Source organism: Kitasatospora sp. NPDC088346, from assembly GCF_044740765.1.
In the GTDB taxonomy this organism is placed as follows: domain Bacteria; phylum Actinomycetota; class Actinomycetes; order Streptomycetales; family Streptomycetaceae; genus Kitasatospora.
Map to the genome: position 1 here is coordinate 217,487 of NZ_JBIURH010000007.1, position 20,322 is coordinate 237,808.

General features: G+C 73.6%; 17 protein-coding genes and 1 tRNA gene. 6 read left to right on the forward strand and 12 right to left on the reverse strand.

The window, feature by feature from the left end:
• Positions 1-7 precede the first annotated feature (7 nt).
• The 3 genes from ACIOFR_RS13075 to ACIOFR_RS13085 all read right to left on the reverse strand — a co-directional run bounded on the left by ACIOFR_RS13075 (position 8) and on the right by ACIOFR_RS13085 (position 5,435).
• Positions 8-1,984, reverse strand: coding sequence for a sel1 repeat family protein (locus ACIOFR_RS13075; RefSeq protein WP_400995746.1), 1,977 nt, complete (start codon positions 1,982-1,984; stop codon positions 8-10).
• 354 nt (positions 1,985-2,338) lie between these two features.
• Positions 2,339-2,412: transfer RNA gene (locus ACIOFR_RS13080), tRNA-Met, on the reverse strand.
• A 56-nt stretch (positions 2,413-2,468) separates the two neighbouring features.
• A complete protein-coding gene (locus ACIOFR_RS13085) occupies positions 2,469-5,435 on the reverse strand; it encodes a UPF0182 family protein (protein ID WP_400995748.1) in 2,967 nt (988 codons plus the stop codon).
• Positions 5,436-5,619: 184 nt separating this feature from the next.
• Here ACIOFR_RS13085 and ACIOFR_RS13090 point away from each other — a divergent pair, with 184 nt between their 5' ends.
• On the forward strand, positions 5,620-6,195 hold the full coding sequence (locus tag ACIOFR_RS13090) for a PPA1309 family protein (protein WP_400995749.1): 576 nt from the start codon (positions 5,620-5,622) through the stop codon (positions 6,193-6,195).
• A 63-nt stretch (positions 6,196-6,258) separates the two neighbouring features.
• Here ACIOFR_RS13090 and ACIOFR_RS13095 read toward each other — a convergent pair whose 3' ends face one another.
• From ACIOFR_RS13095 to ACIOFR_RS13110, 4 genes are all read right to left on the reverse strand, one after another.
• Positions 6,259-7,323 (reverse strand): PDZ domain-containing protein, encoded by a 1,065-nt coding sequence (locus ACIOFR_RS13095; RefSeq protein WP_400995750.1) that lies wholly within the window; start codon positions 7,321-7,323, stop codon positions 6,259-6,261.
• A 70-nt stretch (positions 7,324-7,393) separates the two neighbouring features.
• Complete coding sequence (locus ACIOFR_RS13100; protein WP_400995752.1) at positions 7,394-7,570, reverse strand: hypothetical protein; 177 nt, start codon at positions 7,568-7,570, stop codon at positions 7,394-7,396.
• Positions 7,571-7,726: 156 nt separating this feature from the next.
• Positions 7,727-8,167: a molybdenum cofactor biosynthesis protein MoaE gene (locus tag ACIOFR_RS13105; RefSeq protein ID WP_400995754.1), complete on the reverse strand. Its 441-nt coding sequence runs from the start codon at positions 8,165-8,167 to the stop codon at positions 7,727-7,729.
• Positions 8,168-8,276: 109 nt separating this feature from the next.
• The gene (locus ACIOFR_RS13110) at positions 8,277-9,425 is read right to left on the reverse strand and encodes an NAD-dependent epimerase/dehydratase family protein (protein WP_400995756.1); all 1,149 of its coding nucleotides are present in this window, start codon (positions 9,423-9,425) and stop codon (positions 8,277-8,279) included.
• 190 nt (positions 9,426-9,615) lie between these two features.
• Here ACIOFR_RS13110 and ACIOFR_RS13115 point away from each other — a divergent pair, with 190 nt between their 5' ends.
• Positions 9,616-11,148, forward strand: coding sequence for a zinc-dependent metalloprotease (locus ACIOFR_RS13115; protein WP_400995860.1), 1,533 nt, complete (start codon positions 9,616-9,618; stop codon positions 11,146-11,148).
• A complete protein-coding gene (locus ACIOFR_RS13120; RefSeq protein ID WP_400995758.1) occupies positions 11,145-11,771 on the forward strand; it encodes an NUDIX hydrolase in 627 nt (208 codons plus the stop codon). The genes ACIOFR_RS13115 and ACIOFR_RS13120 overlap by 4 nt, the downstream gene beginning before the upstream one ends.
• Positions 11,772-11,873: 102 nt before the next feature.
• Here ACIOFR_RS13120 and ACIOFR_RS13125 read toward each other — a convergent pair whose 3' ends face one another.
• Positions 11,874-12,644, reverse strand: a complete 771-nt coding sequence (locus tag ACIOFR_RS13125; RefSeq protein WP_400995760.1) for a M48 family metallopeptidase — start codon at positions 12,642-12,644, stop codon at positions 11,874-11,876.
• Positions 12,645-12,899: 255 nt separating this feature from the next.
• Between ACIOFR_RS13125 and ACIOFR_RS13130 the strand changes: the two genes are divergently transcribed.
• A complete protein-coding gene (locus ACIOFR_RS13130; RefSeq protein WP_400995762.1) occupies positions 12,900-14,018 on the forward strand; it encodes a ThiF family adenylyltransferase in 1,119 nt (372 codons plus the stop codon).
• Positions 14,019-14,371: 353 nt separating this feature from the next.
• On the forward strand, positions 14,372-15,742 hold the full coding sequence (locus tag ACIOFR_RS13135; RefSeq protein ID WP_400995764.1) for an ABC1 kinase family protein: 1,371 nt from the start codon (positions 14,372-14,374) through the stop codon (positions 15,740-15,742).
• 127 nt (positions 15,743-15,869) lie between these two features.
• Here ACIOFR_RS13135 and ACIOFR_RS13140 read toward each other — a convergent pair whose 3' ends face one another.
• The 4 genes from ACIOFR_RS13140 to ACIOFR_RS13155 all read right to left on the reverse strand — a co-directional run bounded on the left by ACIOFR_RS13140 (position 15,870) and on the right by ACIOFR_RS13155 (position 19,807).
• Positions 15,870-16,277 carry a hypothetical protein gene (locus tag ACIOFR_RS13140; protein ID WP_400995767.1) on the reverse strand — a complete coding sequence of 136 codons (408 nt, stop codon included), beginning with the start codon at positions 16,275-16,277 and terminating at the stop codon, positions 15,870-15,872.
• Positions 16,274-16,639, reverse strand: a complete 366-nt coding sequence (locus ACIOFR_RS13145) for a WhiB family transcriptional regulator (protein ID WP_371498970.1) — start codon at positions 16,637-16,639, stop codon at positions 16,274-16,276. The genes ACIOFR_RS13140 and ACIOFR_RS13145 overlap by 4 nt, the downstream gene beginning before the upstream one ends.
• Before the next feature lie 167 nt (positions 16,640-16,806).
• Positions 16,807-17,298 (reverse strand): hypothetical protein, encoded by a 492-nt coding sequence (locus ACIOFR_RS13150; RefSeq protein ID WP_400995770.1) that lies wholly within the window; start codon positions 17,296-17,298, stop codon positions 16,807-16,809.
• Between the two features lie 232 nt (positions 17,299-17,530).
• Complete coding sequence (locus tag ACIOFR_RS13155) at positions 17,531-19,807, reverse strand: ATP-dependent DNA helicase UvrD2 (RefSeq protein ID WP_400995774.1); 2,277 nt, start codon at positions 19,805-19,807, stop codon at positions 17,531-17,533.
• A gap of 230 nt (positions 19,808-20,037) precedes the next feature.
• Between ACIOFR_RS13155 and ACIOFR_RS13160 the strand changes: the two genes are divergently transcribed.
• Entirely contained in the window at positions 20,038-20,295 is a 258-nt protein-coding gene (locus ACIOFR_RS13160) for a mycoredoxin (protein ID WP_350637873.1), read from the forward strand.
• Positions 20,296-20,322: the final 27 nt, after the last annotated feature.

Below are 20,322 nucleotides of genomic sequence, written 5' to 3' on the forward strand. Positions count from 1 at the left end.
CGGGGCGTCAGGCGCTGAGTTCGGCGTTCAGTGCCCCGAGCAGCCGGGCCGCCCGCTCCGCCACCTCGGCCGGCCCGTACTCGGCCGCCCGCCGGCACCAGCTCTCCGCCTGCACCGGCTCGCCCCGCCGCAGCGCCAGCAGCGCGAGCCGCAGCGCCGCGCGCCCGTGCCCCGCGTCGGCGGCCCGGGTGTACCAGAGCATCGCCTCGGCCTCGGAGTCCTGACGGGCCAGCAGCAGCCCCAGGTTGAAGGCCGCGCTGCGGCTGCCCCCCTCGGCGGCCCGGCGGTACCAGCTCTCCGCGATCTCCAGCGCGCCGCGCTCCGCCGCCCGCACCCCCATCCGGACCTGGGCCCGACGGTGCCCGACGTCGGCGGCCACCGCGTACCAGTGCTCGGCCTCCGCGTCCGCGTCGCCGCGCCGGTCCAGTACGGAGGCCAGCCGGAAGGCGCCCTCCGCGGACCCGCCGGCCGCGGCCTGGCGGTAGCGGTCCAGCGCGGCGTTCAGGTGGCCGCGCTGCTCCTGGGCGACGGCCAGCTGGAGGGCGGCCTCGCCGTGCCCCTCCGCGGCGGCGCGCGCGTACCACTCGTGCGCCTGCTGCTGCTCCCCGCGCCCGGCGTGCAGTACGCCGAGGTTGAACGCCCCGTCCACGCTGCCGGCCTCGGCGGCCTTGGAGAACCAGGGCTCGGCACCGGACTCGTCACCGCGCTGGAGCAGGATCACGGCCAGGGCGTTGCAGGCCTCGCGGTGCCCGGCGTACGCGGCGCGGCGGTACCACTGCTCGGCCTGGGCCTCGCGGCCGGCGCCCGCGCACAGCAGGCCGAGGTTGAACGCGCCGTTGTGGTCGCCGGCTTCGAGCGCCATCCGGTACCACCGCTCGGCCTCGGCCGAGGCGCCGCGACCGGCGTGCAGTGCGCCGAGCGCGTTGGCGGCCGTGCCGTCGCCCGCCTCGGCGGCCTCCTGCCACCATTCGGCGGCGGCGGTCAGGTCCCCGGTGTCGCGCAGCAGGAAGCCCAGCGCGCACGCGGCCCGGGCCTCGCCGTTCTGCGCCGACTGCCGGTACCAGCGGGCGGCCTCCTCGATCAGCGCGGGCTCCTCCTGGGCCCGCTCCTCCAGCAGGACGCCGAGCCGCAGCGCGGCGCGGGCGTGGCTGCGGGCGGCGGCGGTGCGGTACCAGGTCTCGGCGGTCTCCTTGTCGCCGGCGGCCTCGCGCATCCGGGCCAGCCGGTAGGCGGCCTCGCGGTGCCCGGCGTCCGCGGCGGCCTTGAACCAGCGCTCGGCGCGGACGTCCCGCCGGTGCTCCATCAGGTCGCCCAGCGCGTAGGCGCCGAGCGGGTGTCCGTGTTCGGCGGCGAAGTGCAGCCAGTACTCGGCGGCCTCCTCCTCGCCCTGGTCGCGCAGTTGGAGGCCGAGCGCGTGCGCGGCGGGGGCGCTGCCGGCGACGGCGGCCTGCCGCCACCACTGCGCGGCCTCGGCACGGTGGCCCTGCTGGTGCAGCAGGACGCCCAGGTTGTTGGCGGCGGCCCGCAGCCCGGCGGCGGCCGCGCTGCGCAGGTACGGCTCGGCGTCGGCGAGGTCGCCGCGGCGCAGCAGCAGCGCGCCGAGCTGGCTGGCGGCGTTGGGGTCGCCGGAGTCGGCGGCCTGGCGGTGCCGGGACTCCAGGGCGGCCTGCTCGCGGGCGGCCAGCGCGCTCTCGAAGCTGGTCGCGTCGGGGTCGGTCTCCGCACCGGGGTCGACGGTCGCGCGCGCGTAGGGGCCGATGGCGTCGACGAGCTGCTGGGCGGAGATGTGCACCAGGCTCTCGGGGCCGAAGGCCTCGGGCCGGGGTGCGGTGCGGGCGGTGGTGCGCTGCGCGGGCAGCGCGGTGTGCGTGTCGTCGGGGCTGATCGCCCAGCCCTCGGTGTCCGCCTCGATGGCGTCGCCGGCGCCCGTACCCCGGTCGGCCGGGTCTCCCGCTCCTCGCTCGTTCCTGCCGATCAGCTTCATGCCGACTCCCGCTCCCCCAGAGTGCTGCGGCATTCTCCTCGGGACCCCCACCCCGAACCCGGCCGGCGGCCGGGACAGCCCCAAGGGACGTGGCGGAGTCGACGGCCCGTCAACGGCCGCGCAGCGTCCCCCATGTGCTCCATCGTCGCATCACCCGCACCCCGCGTACACCTGCTCCGGTCGAATGTGACAGAGCGGGGCCGAAGCCCGGCGAGACTGCTTCAGCGCTTTGTCGATTTCCCGACACTGAGCCCCACAAACCCCGGTCACGCATCGTACCGGAGTGGATCACCCTTTCGGCCACCCATGGCGAAGGCCCGGAGGATCTGATCCTCCGGGCCTTCTGCTACTGAGTAGCGGGGACAGGATTTGAACCTGCGACCTCTGGGTTATGAGCCCAGCGAGCTACCGAGCTGCTCCACCCCGCGTCGGTGACTCAACAGTAGCACGGACGCGGGGCAGATCATCAATCGGTTGTCGCAGCTCAGGAACCGGGTGACGGCGACGGGCTCGGCGCGGCCGACGGGGTGGCCGTCGGCGTGGCCGACGGTGCCGGGGCCGGCGCCGGGGTGGCACCGCCCGCCGGCTGGCCCGCGGCCGCCCGGTTGAGCGCCTCCTGCAGCGCCTTCTGGGCCTCGCCGTACTTGGCCCAGTCGCCGTTCTTCAGCGCCTGCTGGCTGTCGTTGTACGCCTTCTGGGCGTCCTGGATCGCCTTGGTCACCGCCGGGTCGCCGGTGCCCGGGGCGGGCGTGGTCGGCGTGGTCGGCGTGGTGGTGCCGGGCGTGGTGGGCGTGGTCGGCGCCGTCGGGGTGGTCGCGGTGGCCGCCGCCGCGTTGCCGAACACCTTGGTGAGCGCCTTCTCCAGGGTGTCCTCCAGCGCGACGTTGTCGTTGCCGTACACCGCCAGCACCTTCTTCAGCACCGGCACCCTGGCGCCGCGTCCGATCAGGTAGACCGGCTCGACGTTGAGCAGGCCGCCACCGACCGGGAGGGTCAGCAGGTTGCCGTACTCGATGTCGGAGTCGGTGCCGGTCCGCAGCAGGGTGAGCTGGTTGGCCACCGACTGGTCGGAGTTGAACTTCGCCTGGGTCAGCTTCGGTCCGAGCGCGCCGGAGCCGCTGGGCACCTTGAGGACCCGGATCTTCCCGTAGTCCGGGCCCGGGTCGGCGCTGACGGCCATGAAGGCGGCCAGGTTGTCCCGTCCGCTCGGCACGAAGCTGGTGGTGAGCGAGAAGCTCGCCGCCGCCGCGTCCGGCATCCGCACGGTCAGGTAGTACGGCGGCTGGACCTCACCGGTGTTGGTGGTGGGGTCGACCGGCACCTGCCAGATGTCGGTGCCGTTGAAGAAGCCGTCCGCGTCGGTCATGTGGTACTGCGAGAGCAGGTCGCGCTGCACCTTGAAGAGGTCCTGCGGGTAACGCAGGTGCGGCATCAGCGCGGCCGGGATGTCCGACTTCGGGGTGACCGTGTCGGGGAAGGCCTTCATCCAGGTCTTCAGCACCGGGTCGGTCTCGTCCCACTGGTAGAGCGTGACCTCGCCGGTGTAGGCGTCGACGGTGGCCTTCACCGAGTTGCGGATGTAGTTGACCTTGTTGACGGCGGTCAGCGTGCGGCCGCGCTGGTCGGTCAGCGAGTCCTTGGTGGCGTCGCCGAGCGTGGTCTTGGACGAGAACGGGAAGCCGTCCGAGGTGGTGTAACCGTCCAGCACCCAGACCAGCTTGCCGTCCTGCACCACCGGGTACGGGTCGGCGTCGATGGACAGCCAGGGAGCGACCTTCTCGACCCGCTCCTTGGGAGTGCGGTCGTAGATCACCTTCGCGCCGTCGGCGATCGCACCCGAGTACAGGATCTGCGGCTCGGCGAACTTCACCGCGAACGCGGCCCGGGTCAGCGGGTTGTCCAGGGACACCCCGCTGCCGCCGGTGTACTTGTAGGTCTGTGCGGCGCCGGACTCCGAGGTGTAGTCGATCTCCTCGTTGGTGCCGCCGACGATCGAGTAGGTACTGGTCTTCTCGCCGTAGTAGACCCGCTGCTGGTAGTCGCCGAGGGTGCCGGTGGTCGGCAGCGAGGACTCGGTGTAGACCGGGTTGCCCAGCCCGTCGACCTGGTTGCCCTTGGCCGCGACGAGACCGTAGCCGTGGGTGTACTTGAAGTGGTCGTTGATCCAGTTGCGCTGCTGCACCCCGCCGAGGTCCAGCTCGCGGACGCCGACCACGGTGTCCTGGCTGCCGTAGCGGTCGACGTCCAGGGTCCGCGGGAAGGCGTAGTACTTCCGCAGCGCCTCGTTCTGCTGGAAGGTCGGCGCGACCACGTTCGGGTCGAGCAGCCGGATGTCGGCGATCGTCTGGGCGTCCGGCTTCAGCGCGTCGGCGCTGGTGGTGCCCTTCGGGTCGTACTGCTGCGTCTGGCTGTCGGCGATGCCGTACGCCTGCCGGGTGGCGTCGATGTTCTTCTGGATGTACGGCGTCTCCTTGGCCTGCTCGTTCGGCTTGACCTGGAACTGCTGCACGATCGCCGGGTACACGCCGCCGATCAGCACGGCGGACAGCGCCATCAGGCCGAAGCCGATCAGCGCCGGTGCCCAGGTGCGGCGGACCGGGGTCAGGAAGAACAGCAGCGCGCAGATGATCGCGACGAAGAACAGGATCGTCTTGGCCGGCAGGAACGCGTTGGCGTCCACGTAGCGCAGGCCGGTCCATCCGTCCACGCCCTTGTAGGCGCCGGACTTCACCGCGAGCGCGTACCGGTCCAGCCAGTACGCCACGGCCTTCAGCAGGACGAACACGCCCAGCAGCACGGCGAGGTGGCCCTGCGCACCGGCACTGGCCCGCCGCCCGGGGCCCTGCAGCCGCAGACCGCCGTAGAGGTAGTGGACCAGCACCGAACCCAGCAGCGAGACGATCACCGCGCTGAACGCGAAGCCCAGCAGGAACTCGTACCAGGGCAGTTCGAAGGCGTAGAAGGAGACGTCCAGGTGGAACTGGCTGTCCTTGACGCCGAAGGCCGTCTCGTTGGTCCAGAGCATCCACGTCCGCCACTGCCCGGAGGCGGCGGCGCCACCGACCAGCCCGACCAGCAGCGAGGCGCCGATCAGCAGCCACCGCTTGTACGGCGCGACGCCCATCCGGTAGCGGTCGAGGCTCTGCTGCTCGACCGACATCGCGGCCAGCGGGGGCCGCAGCCGGTGCGCCAGCCAGAGGTTGGCGCCGACGATCACGGCCATCAGCAGGCCGAAGACCGCGAACAGACCGGCCTTGGTCCACAGCTGGGAGGTGAAGACCGAGGAGTAGTGGACCGACTTGAACCACAGCCAGTCCGTCCACACCCCCGCGAACATGACGAACAACAGGAACAGCACGGCCAGGACGCCTGCGGTCAGCAGGAGCACCTTGCTGCGGCGGGAGGGCGGGCCGACTCTGGCACGGAAGCCCGGCCCCGGGCGATCCGGCATCTGGAATACCAAGGTGGCACCTCTGCGTGTTGTTGTCGTGAACGTCGTGTTGGGTTGGACTCCAGTGCAACTTAATCGGTCTTTACCGGAGTTCCCACGGTGAGGAACGAGATCCCCGCTCCGCCGGACCCGGTCCGCGGCCCGGCGGAGCCGCGACCCCCGCGCCCCGTGTGAGGATTGGGGCATGTCCGATGCCCACAACACCCCCTCCGGCAAGCCGTCCGAGGCCGCCGGCCTGCCCGCCGCGACCCCGCTCACCCGGGCCGCGCTGGAGATCGACGAGTACGCCGCCACCCTCGGCTGGGACCTCCCGGCCCGCCTGTTCGCCCTGGTGGACACCGCCCGGCTGCGCAAGGCCGACCCCCGGCTGGCCAAGCAGCTCGGCCTCACCGACGGCGAGACCGCCGGCCTCACGCCGGTCGAGCAGGAGGAACTCCCGGCCGGCACGGCGCTGGACAAGTTCCTCGGCACCATCGCCTGGCCGGACCAGGTGGTCGGCTGCGCGCTGGTGGTCGAGCGGCTGATGCTCCCGCCCGGCGCCGAGCAGAGCCGCCCGAAGAACGCGACCGAGAGCGAGCTGGCCGACTGGGTGGCCGACCACCCGGCGCGCCAGGAGGTCCGGATCACCGCCGCGGTGCTCCGCGACGGTTCCCGCGAGATCGCCCTGCGGCTGCGCGAGAAGGACGTCGCCCGTGAGGTGCTGACCGGTCCCGACCTGGTGCCCGGGCTGACCGAGGCCCTGCTGGCGACCTTCTCCTGACCCGCCCGGCTCCCGCCGTCCGTCCGGCTCCCGCGGCCCTCGCCTCGCCCGCCGCCCTCGCCGTCAGCGGGGGCAGGCGGGGAGGCCGGCGGTCTGGCCGGAGCTGATCCGGTCCAGCGCGCCCAGCGCGTCCTGCAAGGTCCCGACCTTGACCAGGGTGAGCCCGCTCGGGGTGGCCTTGGCCGCCTCCGAGCAGTTGTCCGCCGGGGTGAAGAAGTACTGGGCGCCCTTGTCGCGGGCCGCGATCAGCTTCATCTGGATGCCGCCGATCGGCCCGACCTTGCCGTCGTCGGCGATCGTGCCGGTGCCGGCGACGAAGGTGCCGCCGGTGAGGTCGCCCGGGGTGAGCTTGTCCACGATGCCGAGCGCGAACATCAGGCCGGCGCTGGGGCCGCCGACGTCCTGCAGCCCGATGTCGATCTTGAACGGGTAGGTGTGGTCGATCCCCGGCACGATGCCGACGATCGCCCGGTCCGCGTTCTGCGCCTTCGCGGTGGTGATCGACACCTCGGCCCGGTCCGTGTCGGCGGCGCCCCGCGGGACGACCGTGAAGACCGTGGTCTCGCCCGGCTTGTGCTTGGTCACCTGCTCGGCCACCGAGGCCGCCGTGGTCACCGGCGTCCCGTCCACCGCGACGATCCGGTCCCCGGCGTGCAGCTTGCCCTCGGCCGGGCTGCCGGCCGCCACCGAGCCGACGATCACCTGCGCGCCGACCGGGATCCCCAGCTGGGTGAGCGCGGCGGTCTTCGCGCTGTCCTCGGAGGAGGCGAACTCCTCCGCGTTCTGCTGCTGGGCCTCCCGGTCGGTCTGGCCCTTCGGGTACACGTTGTCGTGCGGCACCACCAGCACGTCGTCCCGCAGCCAGCCGACCACCGCGGAGACCAGGCCCGGCTGGTAGTTCGCCCCCGTGACCTGGACGGTCGTCATGTTGAGGTGCCCGGTGGTCGGGTAGGTCTCGTGCCCGGTGATGCTGATCACCGGCTCACCGGTCTTCTCCTGCACGCCCAGGGTGTTGTACGTCGGCCCGGGGCTCATCTCGGTGTACGGCACCTTCATGACGACCGAGGCGCAGAGCAGGCCTATCAGCAGCAGGGTGGCGGCGAGCATCGTCGCGGAGCGGCGTGGCATGGCTCGACAGTACGGGAAGGGGGCGGCCGTCCGCCGCCGGGGCCCGGCTCGGGCCCCGCGCGGACAGGGCCTAGCGGTCGCTGCGGTCGCCGGCGGTACTGCGCTCCATCGCGGCGCGGAAGCGCTGGTGTTCGGCGAGGGAGGCCGGGTCCGCGGTGGCTCTCGGGGCGCGAGCGGCCCAGACGGCCCAGAGGGTGGCCAGCAGCAGGGCGACAATCGGAATGATCAACCAGGCGAGCGCAGCCATGTCCGTACTCCCAGCTCGTCGTGTCTATGAGCAGATTAACCGCACGGGGGGAGAACGGTGACAGCGCCATCCGGGTTACGGGATGCCGGTGCGGCTCACCGGCACGGGGGATCGGTCATACCGGCATATGAGCCGAAGGAGTGATGGCCGCGCGGCTCAGCAGTTGCCCGCACCCACCCACTCCTCCTCGCCGTCGGCGAAGACCTGGTGCTTCCAGATCGGCACCTCGTGCTTGAGGTCGTCGATCAGCCGGCGGGCGGCGGCGAAGGCCTCGCCGCGGTGGGCGCAGGACACCGCGACGATCACCGCCTTGTCCGTGATCCCCAACCGGCCGACCCGGTGCACGGCGGCCAGGGCACGGACCGGGAAGTCGGCGACGACCTTCTCGGCGACCCGGCGCAGCTCGCGCTCGGCGGTGGGGTGGGCGCTGTACTCCAGCGCCGTGACCGACTTTCCGCCGTCGTGGTCGCGGACCGTCCCGACGAAGACGGTGGTGCCGCCGGCCGCGTCGTCACCGACCGCCTCGTAGACCTCGTCGAGCGAGAGCGGGGTCTCGCGGATCGCGAGCAGGCGGATCGGGTCGTGGTTCTCGGACATGCCCCCATGATTCCCCATCGCGGGTACCGGAGGACAAGAGCCTTCCGCATCACGATTGGGAAATTTCGCATCGCGGTAATTCCGAGGGGTGAGCTGTCCCGGACGGGGCCTAGAAGCGCCGCCGCTTGCGCGCCCGCCGGACCAGCGCGGCCGTACCCACCAGCGCCACCGTCGCCCCCGCCGCGCCGAGGCTGGTCGCCGCCTCCTTGCCGCCCAGCCGCCGCCCGGCCACCGCGTGCTTCCCGGCGACCTGGGCCAGCAGCTCGGCCAGCACCTCCTCGTTGGTGAAGTCCGGCCGCCAGCCCGCCTCGTGCAGCCGGCTGCCGGAGACCACCCACGGGTACATGGTGTACGCCAGGTCGCCGGCCGGCGCCGGGGTCAGGCCGAGCCGGTGCAGCCGGGCCGCGGTGCCCAGCGCGAGCGAGGCGGGCAGTTCCATCCGGCGGATACCGGACAGCGTCTCCACCTCCTCCTGCTCCAGCCAGCCGTCGCAGCCGACCGTCACCTCGCCCTCGACCAGGCCGAGTGCCGCGTACTCCAGCGCCGAGGCCAGGTCGTCCACGTGGCAGAACTGCCAGCAGGGCCGCGACCCGGCCACCACCAGCAGCCTGGGCGCCTCGAAGTGCCTGGTCAGCACGGTGTCGATGCCCGGGCCGACCACCACCGCCGGCCGCAGCACCGTGACCTGGAGACCCGGGTGGGCACGCGGCGCGCGGCGGGCCAGGCGCTCGATCTCCAGCAGGTCGCCGACCAGCGAGGCCTCCTCGGTGGCCCGCAGCTCGGAGTCCTCCGCCAGCGGGACCTCGTTGTCGGCGAGCGCGCCGTAGACCATCGCCGAGGTGCACAGCACCACCCGGTGCACCCCCGCGGCCGCGGCGGCGGTCACCACCGTCTGCGCGCCCCGCACGTTGTACGCGCTCCGGGCCCGGGGGTCGGACTCCATCCCCAGGTCCATCGCCAGGTGGACCACCACGTCCACCCCCGCCAGCCGTTCGGCCACCGCGGGGTCGCGGACGTCGAGCACCCGCCACTGCGCACCGGGCACCTCGCCGCGCCGGTCGTCGACCGCCAGCACCTTGCGCACGGCGGGCGAGGCCACCAGGCGTGCGGCGACCCGCTCGCCGAGCACGCCGGCCGCGCCGGTGACCGCCACGGTCAGCGGCCTGCCGCCGTAGGCTGGAGACGGCGAACCCGTGGTGACGGGCGCGTCCTCGTCTCCGGTCAGCCCAGAGCGAACGTCCGAAGGCGGGGAACTCACCGACCATCCTCCACGGTTAGCTTATGTGCGTACGTACGAGTGTCACGTACGGTCCATCCTGCCCGAGGCGCGGGCCCAGCGGTGCACCCGGCGCGGTCAGGCCGCGAGAGCATTGCCCCGCCCGCCGTTGCGGGCGTGCCGCCTCCCCCGCCACACCACCCGCGTGACGGCCGACCAGATCGAGGACCCCGTGAGCGACCTCCCCTTCGGATTCTCCACCCCGCCCGAGGAGCCTGAGGACGGCAAGGGCAAGCCCGAACAGAGCGGCCAGGGCGACCAGAGCAAGGGCGCATCACCGGAAGGTACCCCGCAGCAGCCGTTCGGCTTCGGTCCCGGCAATCCTCTGGGCGCGTTGTTCGGCATGGGCGCCCCGGGCGGCGCGGCCGGCGACAACCCGTTCGGCGCGATGCTGGGCAACCTCAACCCCAACGACCTGGGCGCGGCGTTCCAGCAGCTGGGCCAGATGCTCTCCTTCGAGGGCGGCCCGGTCAACTGGGACCTCGCCAAGGACATCGCCCGGCAGACCGTCGTCGCCGACCAGCCCGAGGGCCGCAGCAAGGACCGTTCGGTCAGCGCCACCGAGCGCACCGCGGTCGCGGACGCCGTCCGGCTGGCCGAGCTCTGGCTGGACTCCGCCACCGAGTTCCCGTCCGGGGCGAACACCGCCGTGGCGTGGAGCCGGGCCGAGTGGATCGAGGCCACCCTGCCGGTCTGGAAGGACCTGGTGGACCCGGTCGCCGAGCGGGTCGGCAACGCGATGGGCGGCGTCCTGCCCGCCGAGATGCAGGCCATGGCCGGCCCGCTGCTGGGCGTCATGCGCTCGATGGGCGGCGCGATGTTCGGCACCCAGATCGGCCAGGCGCTCGGCGCGCTGGCCGCCGAGGTGGTCGGATCCACCGACGTCGGCCTGCCGCTCGCGCCGGCCGGCAAGGCCGCGCTGCTGCCGCAGAACATCGCCGAGTTCGGCGACGGGCTGAGCGTCCCGGCCGAGGAGGTCCGGCTCTACCTGGCCCTGCGCGAGGCCGCCCACCAGCGGCTGTTCGCCCACGTGCCGTGGCTGCGCGCGCACCTGTTCGGCGCCGTCGAGGCGTACGCCCGGGGCATCAAGGTCGACAGCTCGCGGATGGAGGAGCTGGTCGGCCAGCTCGACCCGAGCAACCCCGAGGCACTCCAGGAGGCGCTCGCCGGCGGCCTGCTGCAGCCCGAGGACACCCCCGAGCAGAAGGCCGCGCTGGCCCGGCTGGAGACCGCCCTGGCCCTGGTCGAGGGCTGGGTGGACGCCGTGGTGCACGCCGCCGCCGAGCCGCACCTGCCGCAGTCCGGCGCGCTGCGCGAGACGCTGCGCCGCCGCCGCGCCACCGGCGGGCCGGCCGAGCAGACCTTCGCCACCCTGGTCGGCCTGGAGCTGCGCCCGCGCCGGCTGCGGGACGCCTCCCGGCTGTGGGCCTCGCTGGCCGACGCCCGCGGCATCGAGGGCCGCGACGCCCTGTGGAGCCACCCCGACATGCTGCCCACCGCGGCCGACCTGGACGACCCCGACGGGTTCGTCCACCGCTCCTCCGACGAGGGGCTGGAGGGCGGCTTCGACTTCGACGCCCTCGACAAGCTGCTCGGCGAGGCCGCCCGGGGCAAGGACTCCGGCGACGGCACCACCGAGGGCGGCGACCGCACCGACGGCAAGGCCGCCGGCACCGACCAGGACGACGAGGGCCCCCGGGCATGACCACCCCCACCGACGGCACCGTCCACGGCGGCGCCGCGCCCGACGCCGCCGTACCCGAGGGCGCCCTGCACGCGGACGCCGTCCGCACGCTGAACTCCTGGTCGGTGGACGACGCCGCGCAGGACCGCCTGCGCCGCGAGTACCTCGACCACCTGGCCGGGCACTCCGACGGCCTGTGGAAGGCCTGCCTGCCCGCCCACATCACCGCCAGCGCGGTGGTGCTCGACCCGGCGGGCGGGCGGGTGCTGCTCACCCTGCACCCCAAGGTCGGCCGCTGGCTCCAGATGGGAGGCCACTGCGAGCCCGGCGACCCGACCCTTGCCGCGGCCGCGCTGCGCGAGGCCACCGAGGAGTCCGGCATCGCCGGGCTGGAGCTGCTGACCTTCGACGGCCGGCCCGCCCCGGTCAAGCTCGACCGGCACCTGGTGCGCTGCACCGGCAAGGACAGGCCGGAGAACACCCACCTGGACGTGCAGTACGTCGCCCTGGCGCCGAGCGGCGCCCGCGAGCTGATCAGTGACGAGTCGCTGGACCTGCGCTGGTTCGGCTACGACGAGCTGCCGGAGCTCACCGATGGCTCGGTCCGCGAACTGGTGGCGATCGCCCGGCGACTGACCGGCTGACGACTGACCGGCCGGCGGCCGGCTGACCTGCCGGCGGCTGTCCGGCCGACCGGTCGAGGCGAGGCCCGGCCCCCGGTGGGCGCCGGGCCCCAGCCGCAGGCCTCAGCCGCAGGCCTCGCGGGAGCCCTCCATCGCCCCGGGCTCCGTCGCCGACCCGCCGCCCCGGGCCTCCGGGATGTGCGGCAGCCGCGCGGCCGAGGCGACGCCCTCCAGGTAGCCGCGGGCCCGCTCGGTCCGCGGGTAGTTCTCCAGCAGCGCCCAGAACCGGGGGCCGTGGTCGGGCACCAGCAGGTGCGCCAGCTCGTGCAGCAGGACGTAGTCGACCACGTACTCCGGCATGCCCTGCAGCCGGTGCGAGAGCCGGATGGTGCGCTCACTGGGCGTGCAGGACCCCCAGCGGGAGTTCTGGTTGGTCACCCAGCGGACCCGGCCCGGCACCGCCCGGCCGGCCAGGTACACCCGGGACAGCTCCTGCGCCCGGGCCTCCAGCGCGTCGTCACCGAGCGCGCGCCGGCTCTCCTGGGCGGCCAGCCGGTCGAGCATCTGGGCCACCCAGCGCTGCTCCTCGGCGTGCGACATCCGGGCCGGGATCAGCACGATCGTCCGGTCGCCCTCGCGGTACGCGGAGACCGTGCGGCTGCGCCGGGCGCTGCGCCGCACCTCGACGTCGGGCCGGTGCCCGGCGGTCTGCTGCGAGCCGCTCCCGGCGGCCCTCGGACCGTCGGCGGACGCCCTCGGCTCGGCCGGCCGCTGCGGCGCGGAGGGGTTCGCGGCAGGGCGGCCGCGCGCGTCGGATGCCGCCGCTCCCGCCCCCTGGGCCGGTCGTGCGCGCCGACGCGACGCCGACCGCTGGAGATCCCGTTCGGCTGTCACGGCACAGGACGTTACCCCGTGGCACCGACAGAAGTCCGCAGTCGCGGCCGGGAATCCCACCGGGCGGACAGCCCCTGCCCACCGGGGCGAACAGGTTCCGGACGCGTTTTCCACAGGGTGTGCGAACAGATCGTCGGACAATGCGGCCGGGCCTGTGGACAACCGGATTCGCGGACTCCCGGAGCTCGGGCATGCTGCTCCCACCGGGGCGGCCCGCCCCCACGTCCGACGGCCCTGGAGGCAGCGATGCGTCCGATGATCAAGCCTGCCCTCTCCCGACTCTGGCGCGACCGGGAGACCCTGCAGTTCGGCGCCGTCCGGCGGCACGCCCGGGTGGTCGAGTCGGTGGACCGGACGGTCGCCGCCTTCCTGGAGCTGATCGACGGCAGCCGGGACGGCGCCACCCTGCTCGCCGCCGGGGAACGCCTCGGGCTCGACCGCGACTACTGCAACGCGATGCTCGACTCCCTGGCCCACAGCGAGCTGCTGGACGACGCCGACGCCCTCCAGCAGGCACTGTCCCGGCACCCGCGGCCCCGGCAGGAGCTGCTCGGCCCCGACCTCTCCTCGCTCTCGCTGGTCCACCCCGAGCCGGGGGAGGCCGCCGAGGTGCTCCAGGGCCGGGCCCTGGCCAGGGTCGAGGTGCGCGGGGCCGGGCGGGTCGGCGCGGGCCTCGCCGCCGCGCTGGCCGCCGGCGGGGTCGGCACGGTGACCGTGGCCGACCGCGGCCGGGTCTCCGCCCGGGACTGCTCCCCGGCCGGCTTCCCGCCGACGGAGGTCGGCCGACTGCGGACGACGGCCGCGCGCGAGGTGGTGCACCGTGCCTCCGGCGGCGCCGCGGCCGACCGGCACCGCAGGCCCGCCACCGAGGCCTCGGTGCCGACGACGCTGGTGGTCCTGGCCCCCCGCAGCGGCGCCGGTGCCTTCACCGGCCTGGTGACCGAGGCACGGGAGCTGATGCGGGCCGGCCGGCCGCACCTCTACGCCGGCGTGGTCGAACACCTCGGCGTGGTGGGCCCGCTGGTGGTGCCGGGCGCCTCCGCCTGCGGCGGCTGCGCCACACTGACCCGGACCGACGAGGACGAGGCCTGGCCGAGGCTGCTCGCCCAGCTGGCCGACGACGGCCCCGGCCGGGCCCGCAGTCCGGCCTGCGACAGCGCCCTCGCCACCGCCGTGGCCGGCCTCGCCGCCCTGCACGTCGAGCTCTACCTGGACGGCGTGCTGCCGCCGAGCGTCGACGGCTGGTGCGAGATCTCCGCCGCGGACGGCATGGTCAGGCGGCTGCGGCTGCCCGGCCATCCCGACTGCGGCTGCCGCTGGCAGACGGTTCCGCTGGCCCGCCCGGGCCCGACCGAGACGGTGCGCGGCGGGTGAACCGCCACCCGACCCGACCGGTCCCCCGCCCCGGCCGCCCGGCTCGCCCGGCCCGTCCGGGCCCACCCGATGCCGCGATCCGACGGCGCGTACGCGGCCGCCCGCGCCCTCGTACGCATCAGGACGACCGCGCGTCCGCCCCCGACCCGCGCCCGTCGGCGCTGTTCACGCCCTGGTCGCAGGCTTTGTCCCGGTCCGCCGTCCGCCGGACCTGACGGACCGAACGGCAGTCCGGATTTTCCATCGGCCGCGGCGGAGCGAGCGGGCACAATGGCGTAGTGACCACGGTCCCGTGGTGCGTCGTGCCACGTCAGGCGGCGGCCGCACGGGGTGTACCAAGAGGGAGGCCCGGGTTGAGCGATCTTCCGCGCAAGGCAGTGACCCGTACGGCACGGCTTGCCGCCCTGCCCCTCGGGATCGCCGGCCGGGCCACGCTGGGCCTCGGCCGACGGATCGGCGGCCGGTCCGCCGACGTGGTCACCGCCGAGCTCCAGCAGGCCACCGCCGACCAGCTGTTCAAGGTCCTCGGCGAGCTCAAGGGCGGGGCCATGAAGTTCGGCCAGGCCCTGTCGGTCTTCGAGGCCGCGCTGCCCGAGGAGGTGGCGGGTCCGTACCGGGCCGCCCTGACCAAGCTTCAGGAAGCCGCTCCCCCGATGCCCGCCTCCAAGGTGCACGCCGCCCTCGCCGACCGGCTCGGCCAGAACTGGCGCAAGCAGTTCCGCAGCTTCGAGGACCGGCCGGCCGCGGCCGCCTCGATCGGGCAGGTCCACCGGGCGGTCTGGCACGACGGGCGGCAGGTCGCGGTCAAGGTGCAGTACCCGGGCGCGGGCGAGGCCCTGCTGGCCGACCTGGGCCAGCTCAGTCGGGTCGCCTGGCTGATCGGCCCGCTGATCCCCGGGCTGGACGTCAAGCCGCTCATCTCCGAGCTGCGCGAGCGGGTCGCCGAGGAGCTGGACTACCAGCTGGAGGCCGAGGCCCAGCGGCGGCACGCGGAGGAGTTCGCCGACGACCCGGACATCCGGGTCCCCGGCGTGGTCGCCCAGGCCGACCAGGTCCTGGTGACCGAGTGGATGGGCGGCACCCCGCTCTCCGAGGTGATCGCCACGGGCACCCAGGCCGAGCGCGACCGGGCCGGCCAGCTACTGGCCCGGTTCCTGTTCGCCGGCCCGTCCCGGACGGGCCTGCTGCACGCGGATCCGCACCCGGGGAACTTCCGCCTGCTCAAGGACGACGGCCCGGTCGAGGAGTGGCGGCTCGGCGTGATGGACTTCGGCACCGTCGACCGCCTCCCCGACGGCCTGCCCACCCCGATCGGGAACTCGCTGCGGATGGCCCTGGCGGGCGACGCCGCCGGAGTGCTGGACATGCTCCGCGAGGAGGGCTTCGTCAAGCCCTCGATCGACCTCGACCCGGACGCCGTGCTCGACTACCTGCTGCCGATCATCGAGCCCGCGACGGTCGAGACCTTCCACTTCACCCGCGGCTGGATGCGCGCCCAGGCCACCCGGATCGCCGATCCCCGCTCGCCCGCGTACAACCTCGGCAAGCAGCTCAACCTGCCGCCCTCGTACCTGCTGATCCACCGGGTCACCCTGAGCACCATCGGCGTGCTCTGCCAGCTGGGCGCCAACGCCCCCTTCCGCACCGAGATGCTGGACTGGCTCCCGGGCTTCGCCGGCGCCGGGGAGGCCGCTCCGACCCGGCACCCGTCCGACAGGCTCTAGGCCCCCGTCCGGCCGACCGGCCGGCCCTGCAACGACCGCACGCACGAACGGCGATGGCCGCCCCCCTCCGCAGGGGGAGCGGCCATCGCCGTCAACTGTCCTTCTTGGGCCTATCGGTGGCCCACCGTCACATCAGCGCGACGGCGAGCGCCCGACGGGCGCGCAGCGAGGCCCGCTCGGCCTTCCGGACGAGCTTCGCCGCCCGGTGGGCCTGCAGGGCCACGCGTTGGTGCTCCGCCTCCTGGAGGCGTTCCTGCATATGGGCTCGGGCCAGGGATTCCTGGAGAAGATGCATTTCGAGAGTCCTGTTCTGGATCTGAAGTTCGTCGGCCCGCTCGGCGCGGGCGGTCTTTTCGGGGGCGATGGGGGTCATGTGGTGGACCTGCTTGTGGTGCGTCGTCGGAAAGTGGCTGGTGGCTGCTGCGTCCGCCTTGGCGGCGGCGAGGCGTACGGACAGGCGCAGGGCGCGGTCCGTCGGGGGCTGCTCTCCCCGTCGGGCGGCGCGGCGCGCGGCGGTCGTACCGGCGGGGTTCACGCCATGACCTCGGTCTTGCGCGGACGGCCACGGGGACGCTTGCGGGCCACGACGACACCCTGGACGAAGAGCTCGCCACCCCAGACGCCCCACGGCTCGCGGCGCTCGAGTGCACCGGTCAGACAGGCCGCCTTGACCGGGCAGGTGCCGCAGAGCGACTTGGCGTACTCGACGTCCGCCGGCGTCTCGGCGAAGAAGACCTCGGGGTCGAAGGAACGGCAGGGGACGGGGACACCGAGCGCGTCGGCCTCGTCGATCGCGGTGAGCTGCATAAGGGAAACCTCCGGAGGGTCGGCCTGGTCGGCCTTGATGGTCTTGTCAGTCGGTACGGACGGGAGTGGCGGTGTGATGACCGTGGACACTGTTGGCGTCTTCCTCGTCTTTTCGCTGTGGTTCCGACTCGGCCTACTGGTGGGGCCGGGCCGGAGGCCCCGGGGGGCCTGGGTGGTCTTTCGTACCGGACAAAACAGAAGGGCCGCGGATCCCGGTGAAGGATTCCGCGGCCCTGGAGGCTTGACCTGAGGGTTACTCAGGTTCGTTCTCTCCAGGGTTCAGGCCCGCGGAAGGCCTGCATCCGGACGGCCGAGGCGCCGTTGCCGGCGACCTTGACCTGGTGAATCTGCTGCTCGTCCTGCTTCTTGGTGTCTCCGGCACCGATGACCTGCAGATAGTCGCCATGCTTGGCTGCCACTACCGCTGCCTTCGGTGCCTGGGTCGGTCGCTCGTCGCGCAGCTCGAGGCCGCCGGCAAACGTCGCCCAGTCACGGGACAGACCCGTCTCGACGGCGATGACCGCAGTGTCGCCCAGGCCACTGACAGTGAGACCACTGACAGCGGAGCCCGCGGCAACGCAGACACCGGTGGTGTCGAGACCCAGACCGTTGTCGGCGAGCACGACCACGTCGCGCAGCTGCGCGGCACGGGTCGAACCACCGGGAGCACCGAACGACGAGACGGCGCCCGAGGGCATGGCGATGACGGTCTGGCCAGTCACTTTGGTGATCATCTTGAAGGTTTCCACTGTCTTCGCCTCCTCTCGGCGTCTCGCGGTGCCCAGTCCCCCGGGCCCCGGTGTTCGAATGTTGGTCAGGTCAAGCAGGTGCCGCCGACACGCAGAAGGAAGCCCCTCTGCCTGCGGCTCGCGATCTCGTCCCCTTGACCGCTCCGGCAGGCTATTGCGCTCCATGCACGGGGCGCAAACTATTTTCCCGGCGAGTTTTCCGACTGGTCCGGCCACTGCCCTCGCGGGCGGCTCAGGCCGGCTCGTCCGACTCCTGGGCGGGCTCGGCCGGGAACTCCTCCACGGGCTCGCCCGCAGGCTGGTCCGCGGAGTCCTCCCACGGATCCTCCCCCGCACACAACGAGAGCACGGCCGCACCGTACTTGTCCAGCTTCATGGCGCCCACACCGGAGATCACCGCCAGCTCGCGCTCGCCCGCGGGCACGTCCTCGGCGATCGCCATCAGCGTCGCGTCGGTGAACACCACGTACGCCGGCACGCCCTGCTCCTTGGCCTGCCGGGCCCGCCACTCGCGCAACCGCTCGAACAGCGCCTCGTCCATCGAGGAGGGGCAGCTCTCGCAGCGGCGCAGCTTGCGCTCGACCGCCTCGGTCAGCGTCCGGTCGCAGACCCGGCACTTCACCGGGCCGCGGGCCCGGCGCCCGGCCACCCCCGCCCCGCCGGCCTCGACCCCGCCGCGGCCGCCGCGCGAGCGCGGACCGGCCGTGCCCGACCCCGGGCGCAGCCCGTCCAGGAATCGGGTGGGCTTGCGGCTGGCGCGCCCCCCGGGGGAGCGCGACAGCGCCCAGGAGAGCGAGAGGTGGGCCCGTGCGCGGGTGACGCCGACGTAGAGCAGCCGGCGCTCCTCCTCGACCTGCTCGTCCGTCTTGGCGTAGATGATCGGCAGGGTGCCCTCGGTGAGGCCCACCAGGAAGACGGCGTCCCACTCCAGGCCCTTGGCGGCGTGCAGCGAGGCCAGCGTGACGCCCTCGACGGCGGGGGCGTGCTGGGCGGCGGCCCGGGCGTCCAGCTCGGCGACGTACGCCGCGAGGTCGGCCCGTTCGCCGGCGGCCCGGCGGCCAGCCTCGAACTCCTCGGACAGCCGGACCAACGCGGCCAGCGACTCCCAGCGCTCGCGCACCGCACCGGAGCCGGCCGGCGGGTTGGCGCCGAAGCCCCTGGTGGCGAGCACGGCGCGGACCTGCGCGGCGAGGTCGGGCGCGTCCGCGGTGAGCGGGTCCTCGCCGGCCCGGGCGGCGCCCTTGAGCAGCACGCCGGCCTCCCGCACCTCCGGGCGCTCGAAGAACCGCTCGGCACCCTTGAGCTGGTAGGAGATGCCCAGGTCGGCGAGGGCCTGCTCGTAGACCTCGGACTGGCCGTTGGTGCGGAACAGCACCGCGATCTCGCTGGCCCGCACGCCCTGGGCCAGCAGCTCCCTGATCCGCTGGGCGGTGGTCTCGGCCTCGGTCGGCTCGTCCGCGTACTCGACGTAGACCGGTTCGGGCCCGGCCTCGCGCTGGGAGACCAGCTCCAGCCGGTGCTGGGCGGCCTGGCCGCGCGCCTGCGAGAGCAGGCCGTTGGCCAGGTGGACCACCTGGGGGGTGGAGCGGTAGTCGCGGACCAGCTTGACCACCGTGGCCTCGGGGTGGCGGTGGCGGAAGTTCAGCAGGAAGTCCGGGGTGGCCCCGGTGAACGAGTAGATGGTCTGGCTGGCGTCGCCGACCACGCAGAGGCTGGCGCCGCCGCCCGTCCACTGGTCGAGCAGCCGCTGCTGGAGCGGCGAGACGTCCTGGTACTCGTCGACCGTGAAGTGCCGGTACTGGGCCCGGACCTGGGCGCCGATCTCCGGCCGGTCCTCCAGGATCGCGGCGGTCAGCAGCAGCACGTCCTCGAAGTCGATCACGCCGCGGTCGCGTTTGGTCTGCTCGTAGGTGGCGTAGACCCGGGCGATCTCGGCGGGGTCGCGCGGGGCGTCCCGGCCGGTCTTGAGCACGGCGGCGGGGTAGTCGTCCGGCACGATCTGCGTGACCTTGGCCCACTCGATCTCGGCGGTGAGGTCGCGCAGCTCGGTGCGCTGCACCCGCAGGCCGCTGCGGCCGGCCGCCTCGGCGACCAGCTGGACCTTGCGCTCCAGCAACCGGGGCACCTCGCCACCGACGGCGCGCGGCCAGAAGTACTGGAGCTGGCGCAGCGCGGCGGAGTGGAACGTCCGGGCCTGGACGCCCTCGGCGCCGAGCTGCCGGAGCCGGCCGCGCATCTCGCCGGCGGCGCGGGCGGTGAAGGTCACGGCGAGGACCTGCTGGGGCTGGTAGACGCCGCTGCGCACGCCGTAGGCGATCCGGTGGGTGATCGCCCTGGTCTTGCCGGTGCCGGCCCCCGCGAGGACGCACACGGGCCCGTGCAGGGCGGTGGCGACGGCCCGCTGCTCGGGGTCGAGGCCGGCCAGCACGGCGTCGGCGCCGACCGGCGCCTCACCGCCGGATTCGTACGAGTCGTACCGGCCCAGTGCACCCGAGAGCTCTTCCTGCATACGGTCCATCCTCTCAGCCCGGCGGACCCGGCCGACCGGTCCGGACATCCTGACAGGGTGTGCCGACAGTCTGCGCGGAGTTGTCCACAGTCCGACCACAATGGTCGGACTATCACCCCGCGCCTCTGCGTGTGGCCCGGGTCACACCCCGCGACGGCGACGGAATGGCCGGGCCGCACCCGGTGTTGACTCCGGCGACCGCACGCCACCGACCCCAAGGAGCTCCAGCCATGTCCGGCAGCGTCACGATGTACAGCACGACCTGGTGCGGCTACTGCAACCGCCTCAAGAGCCAGCTGGACCGCGAGGGCATCGGCTACACGGTGATCAACATCGAGGAGGACCCGGACTCGGCGACCTTCGTGGAGTCGGTGAACGGCGGCAACCAGGTCGTCCCGACCGTGCTGGTGGTCCCGGCCGCCGGCGGCGACCAGGTGGTCATGACCAACCCGAGCCTGCGCCAGGTCCAGGCGGCGCTGGCCGGCTGAGCCCGCCTGCGGCACCCCCGCGGCCCC

Bases quoted from the DNA above. Each gene is read 5' to 3' on its own strand.
- ACIOFR_RS13075 (WP_400995746.1), bottom strand. From the start codon at position 1,984: ATGAAGCTGATCGGCAGGAACGAGCGAGGAGCGGGAGACCCGGCCGAC.
- ACIOFR_RS13085 (WP_400995748.1), bottom strand. From the start codon at position 5,435: ATGCCGGATCGCCCGGGGCCGGGCTTCCGTGCCAGAGTCGGCCCGCCC.
- ACIOFR_RS13090 (WP_400995749.1), top strand. From the start codon at position 5,620: ATGTCCGATGCCCACAACACCCCCTCCGGCAAGCCGTCCGAGGCCGCC.
- ACIOFR_RS13095 (WP_400995750.1), bottom strand. From the start codon at position 7,323: ATGCCACGCCGCTCCGCGACGATGCTCGCCGCCACCCTGCTGCTGATA.
- ACIOFR_RS13100 (WP_400995752.1), bottom strand. From the start codon at position 7,570: ATGGCTGCGCTCGCCTGGTTGATCATTCCGATTGTCGCCCTGCTGCTG.
- ACIOFR_RS13105 (WP_400995754.1), bottom strand. From the start codon at position 8,167: ATGTCCGAGAACCACGACCCGATCCGCCTGCTCGCGATCCGCGAGACC.
- ACIOFR_RS13120 (WP_400995758.1), top strand. From the start codon at position 11,145: ATGACCACCCCCACCGACGGCACCGTCCACGGCGGCGCCGCGCCCGAC.
- ACIOFR_RS13130 (WP_400995762.1), top strand. From the start codon at position 12,900: ATGATCAAGCCTGCCCTCTCCCGACTCTGGCGCGACCGGGAGACCCTG.
- ACIOFR_RS13155 (WP_400995774.1), bottom strand. From the start codon at position 19,807: ATGCAGGAAGAGCTCTCGGGTGCACTGGGCCGGTACGACTCGTACGAA.
- ACIOFR_RS13160 (WP_350637873.1), top strand. From the start codon at position 20,038: ATGTCCGGCAGCGTCACGATGTACAGCACGACCTGGTGCGGCTACTGC.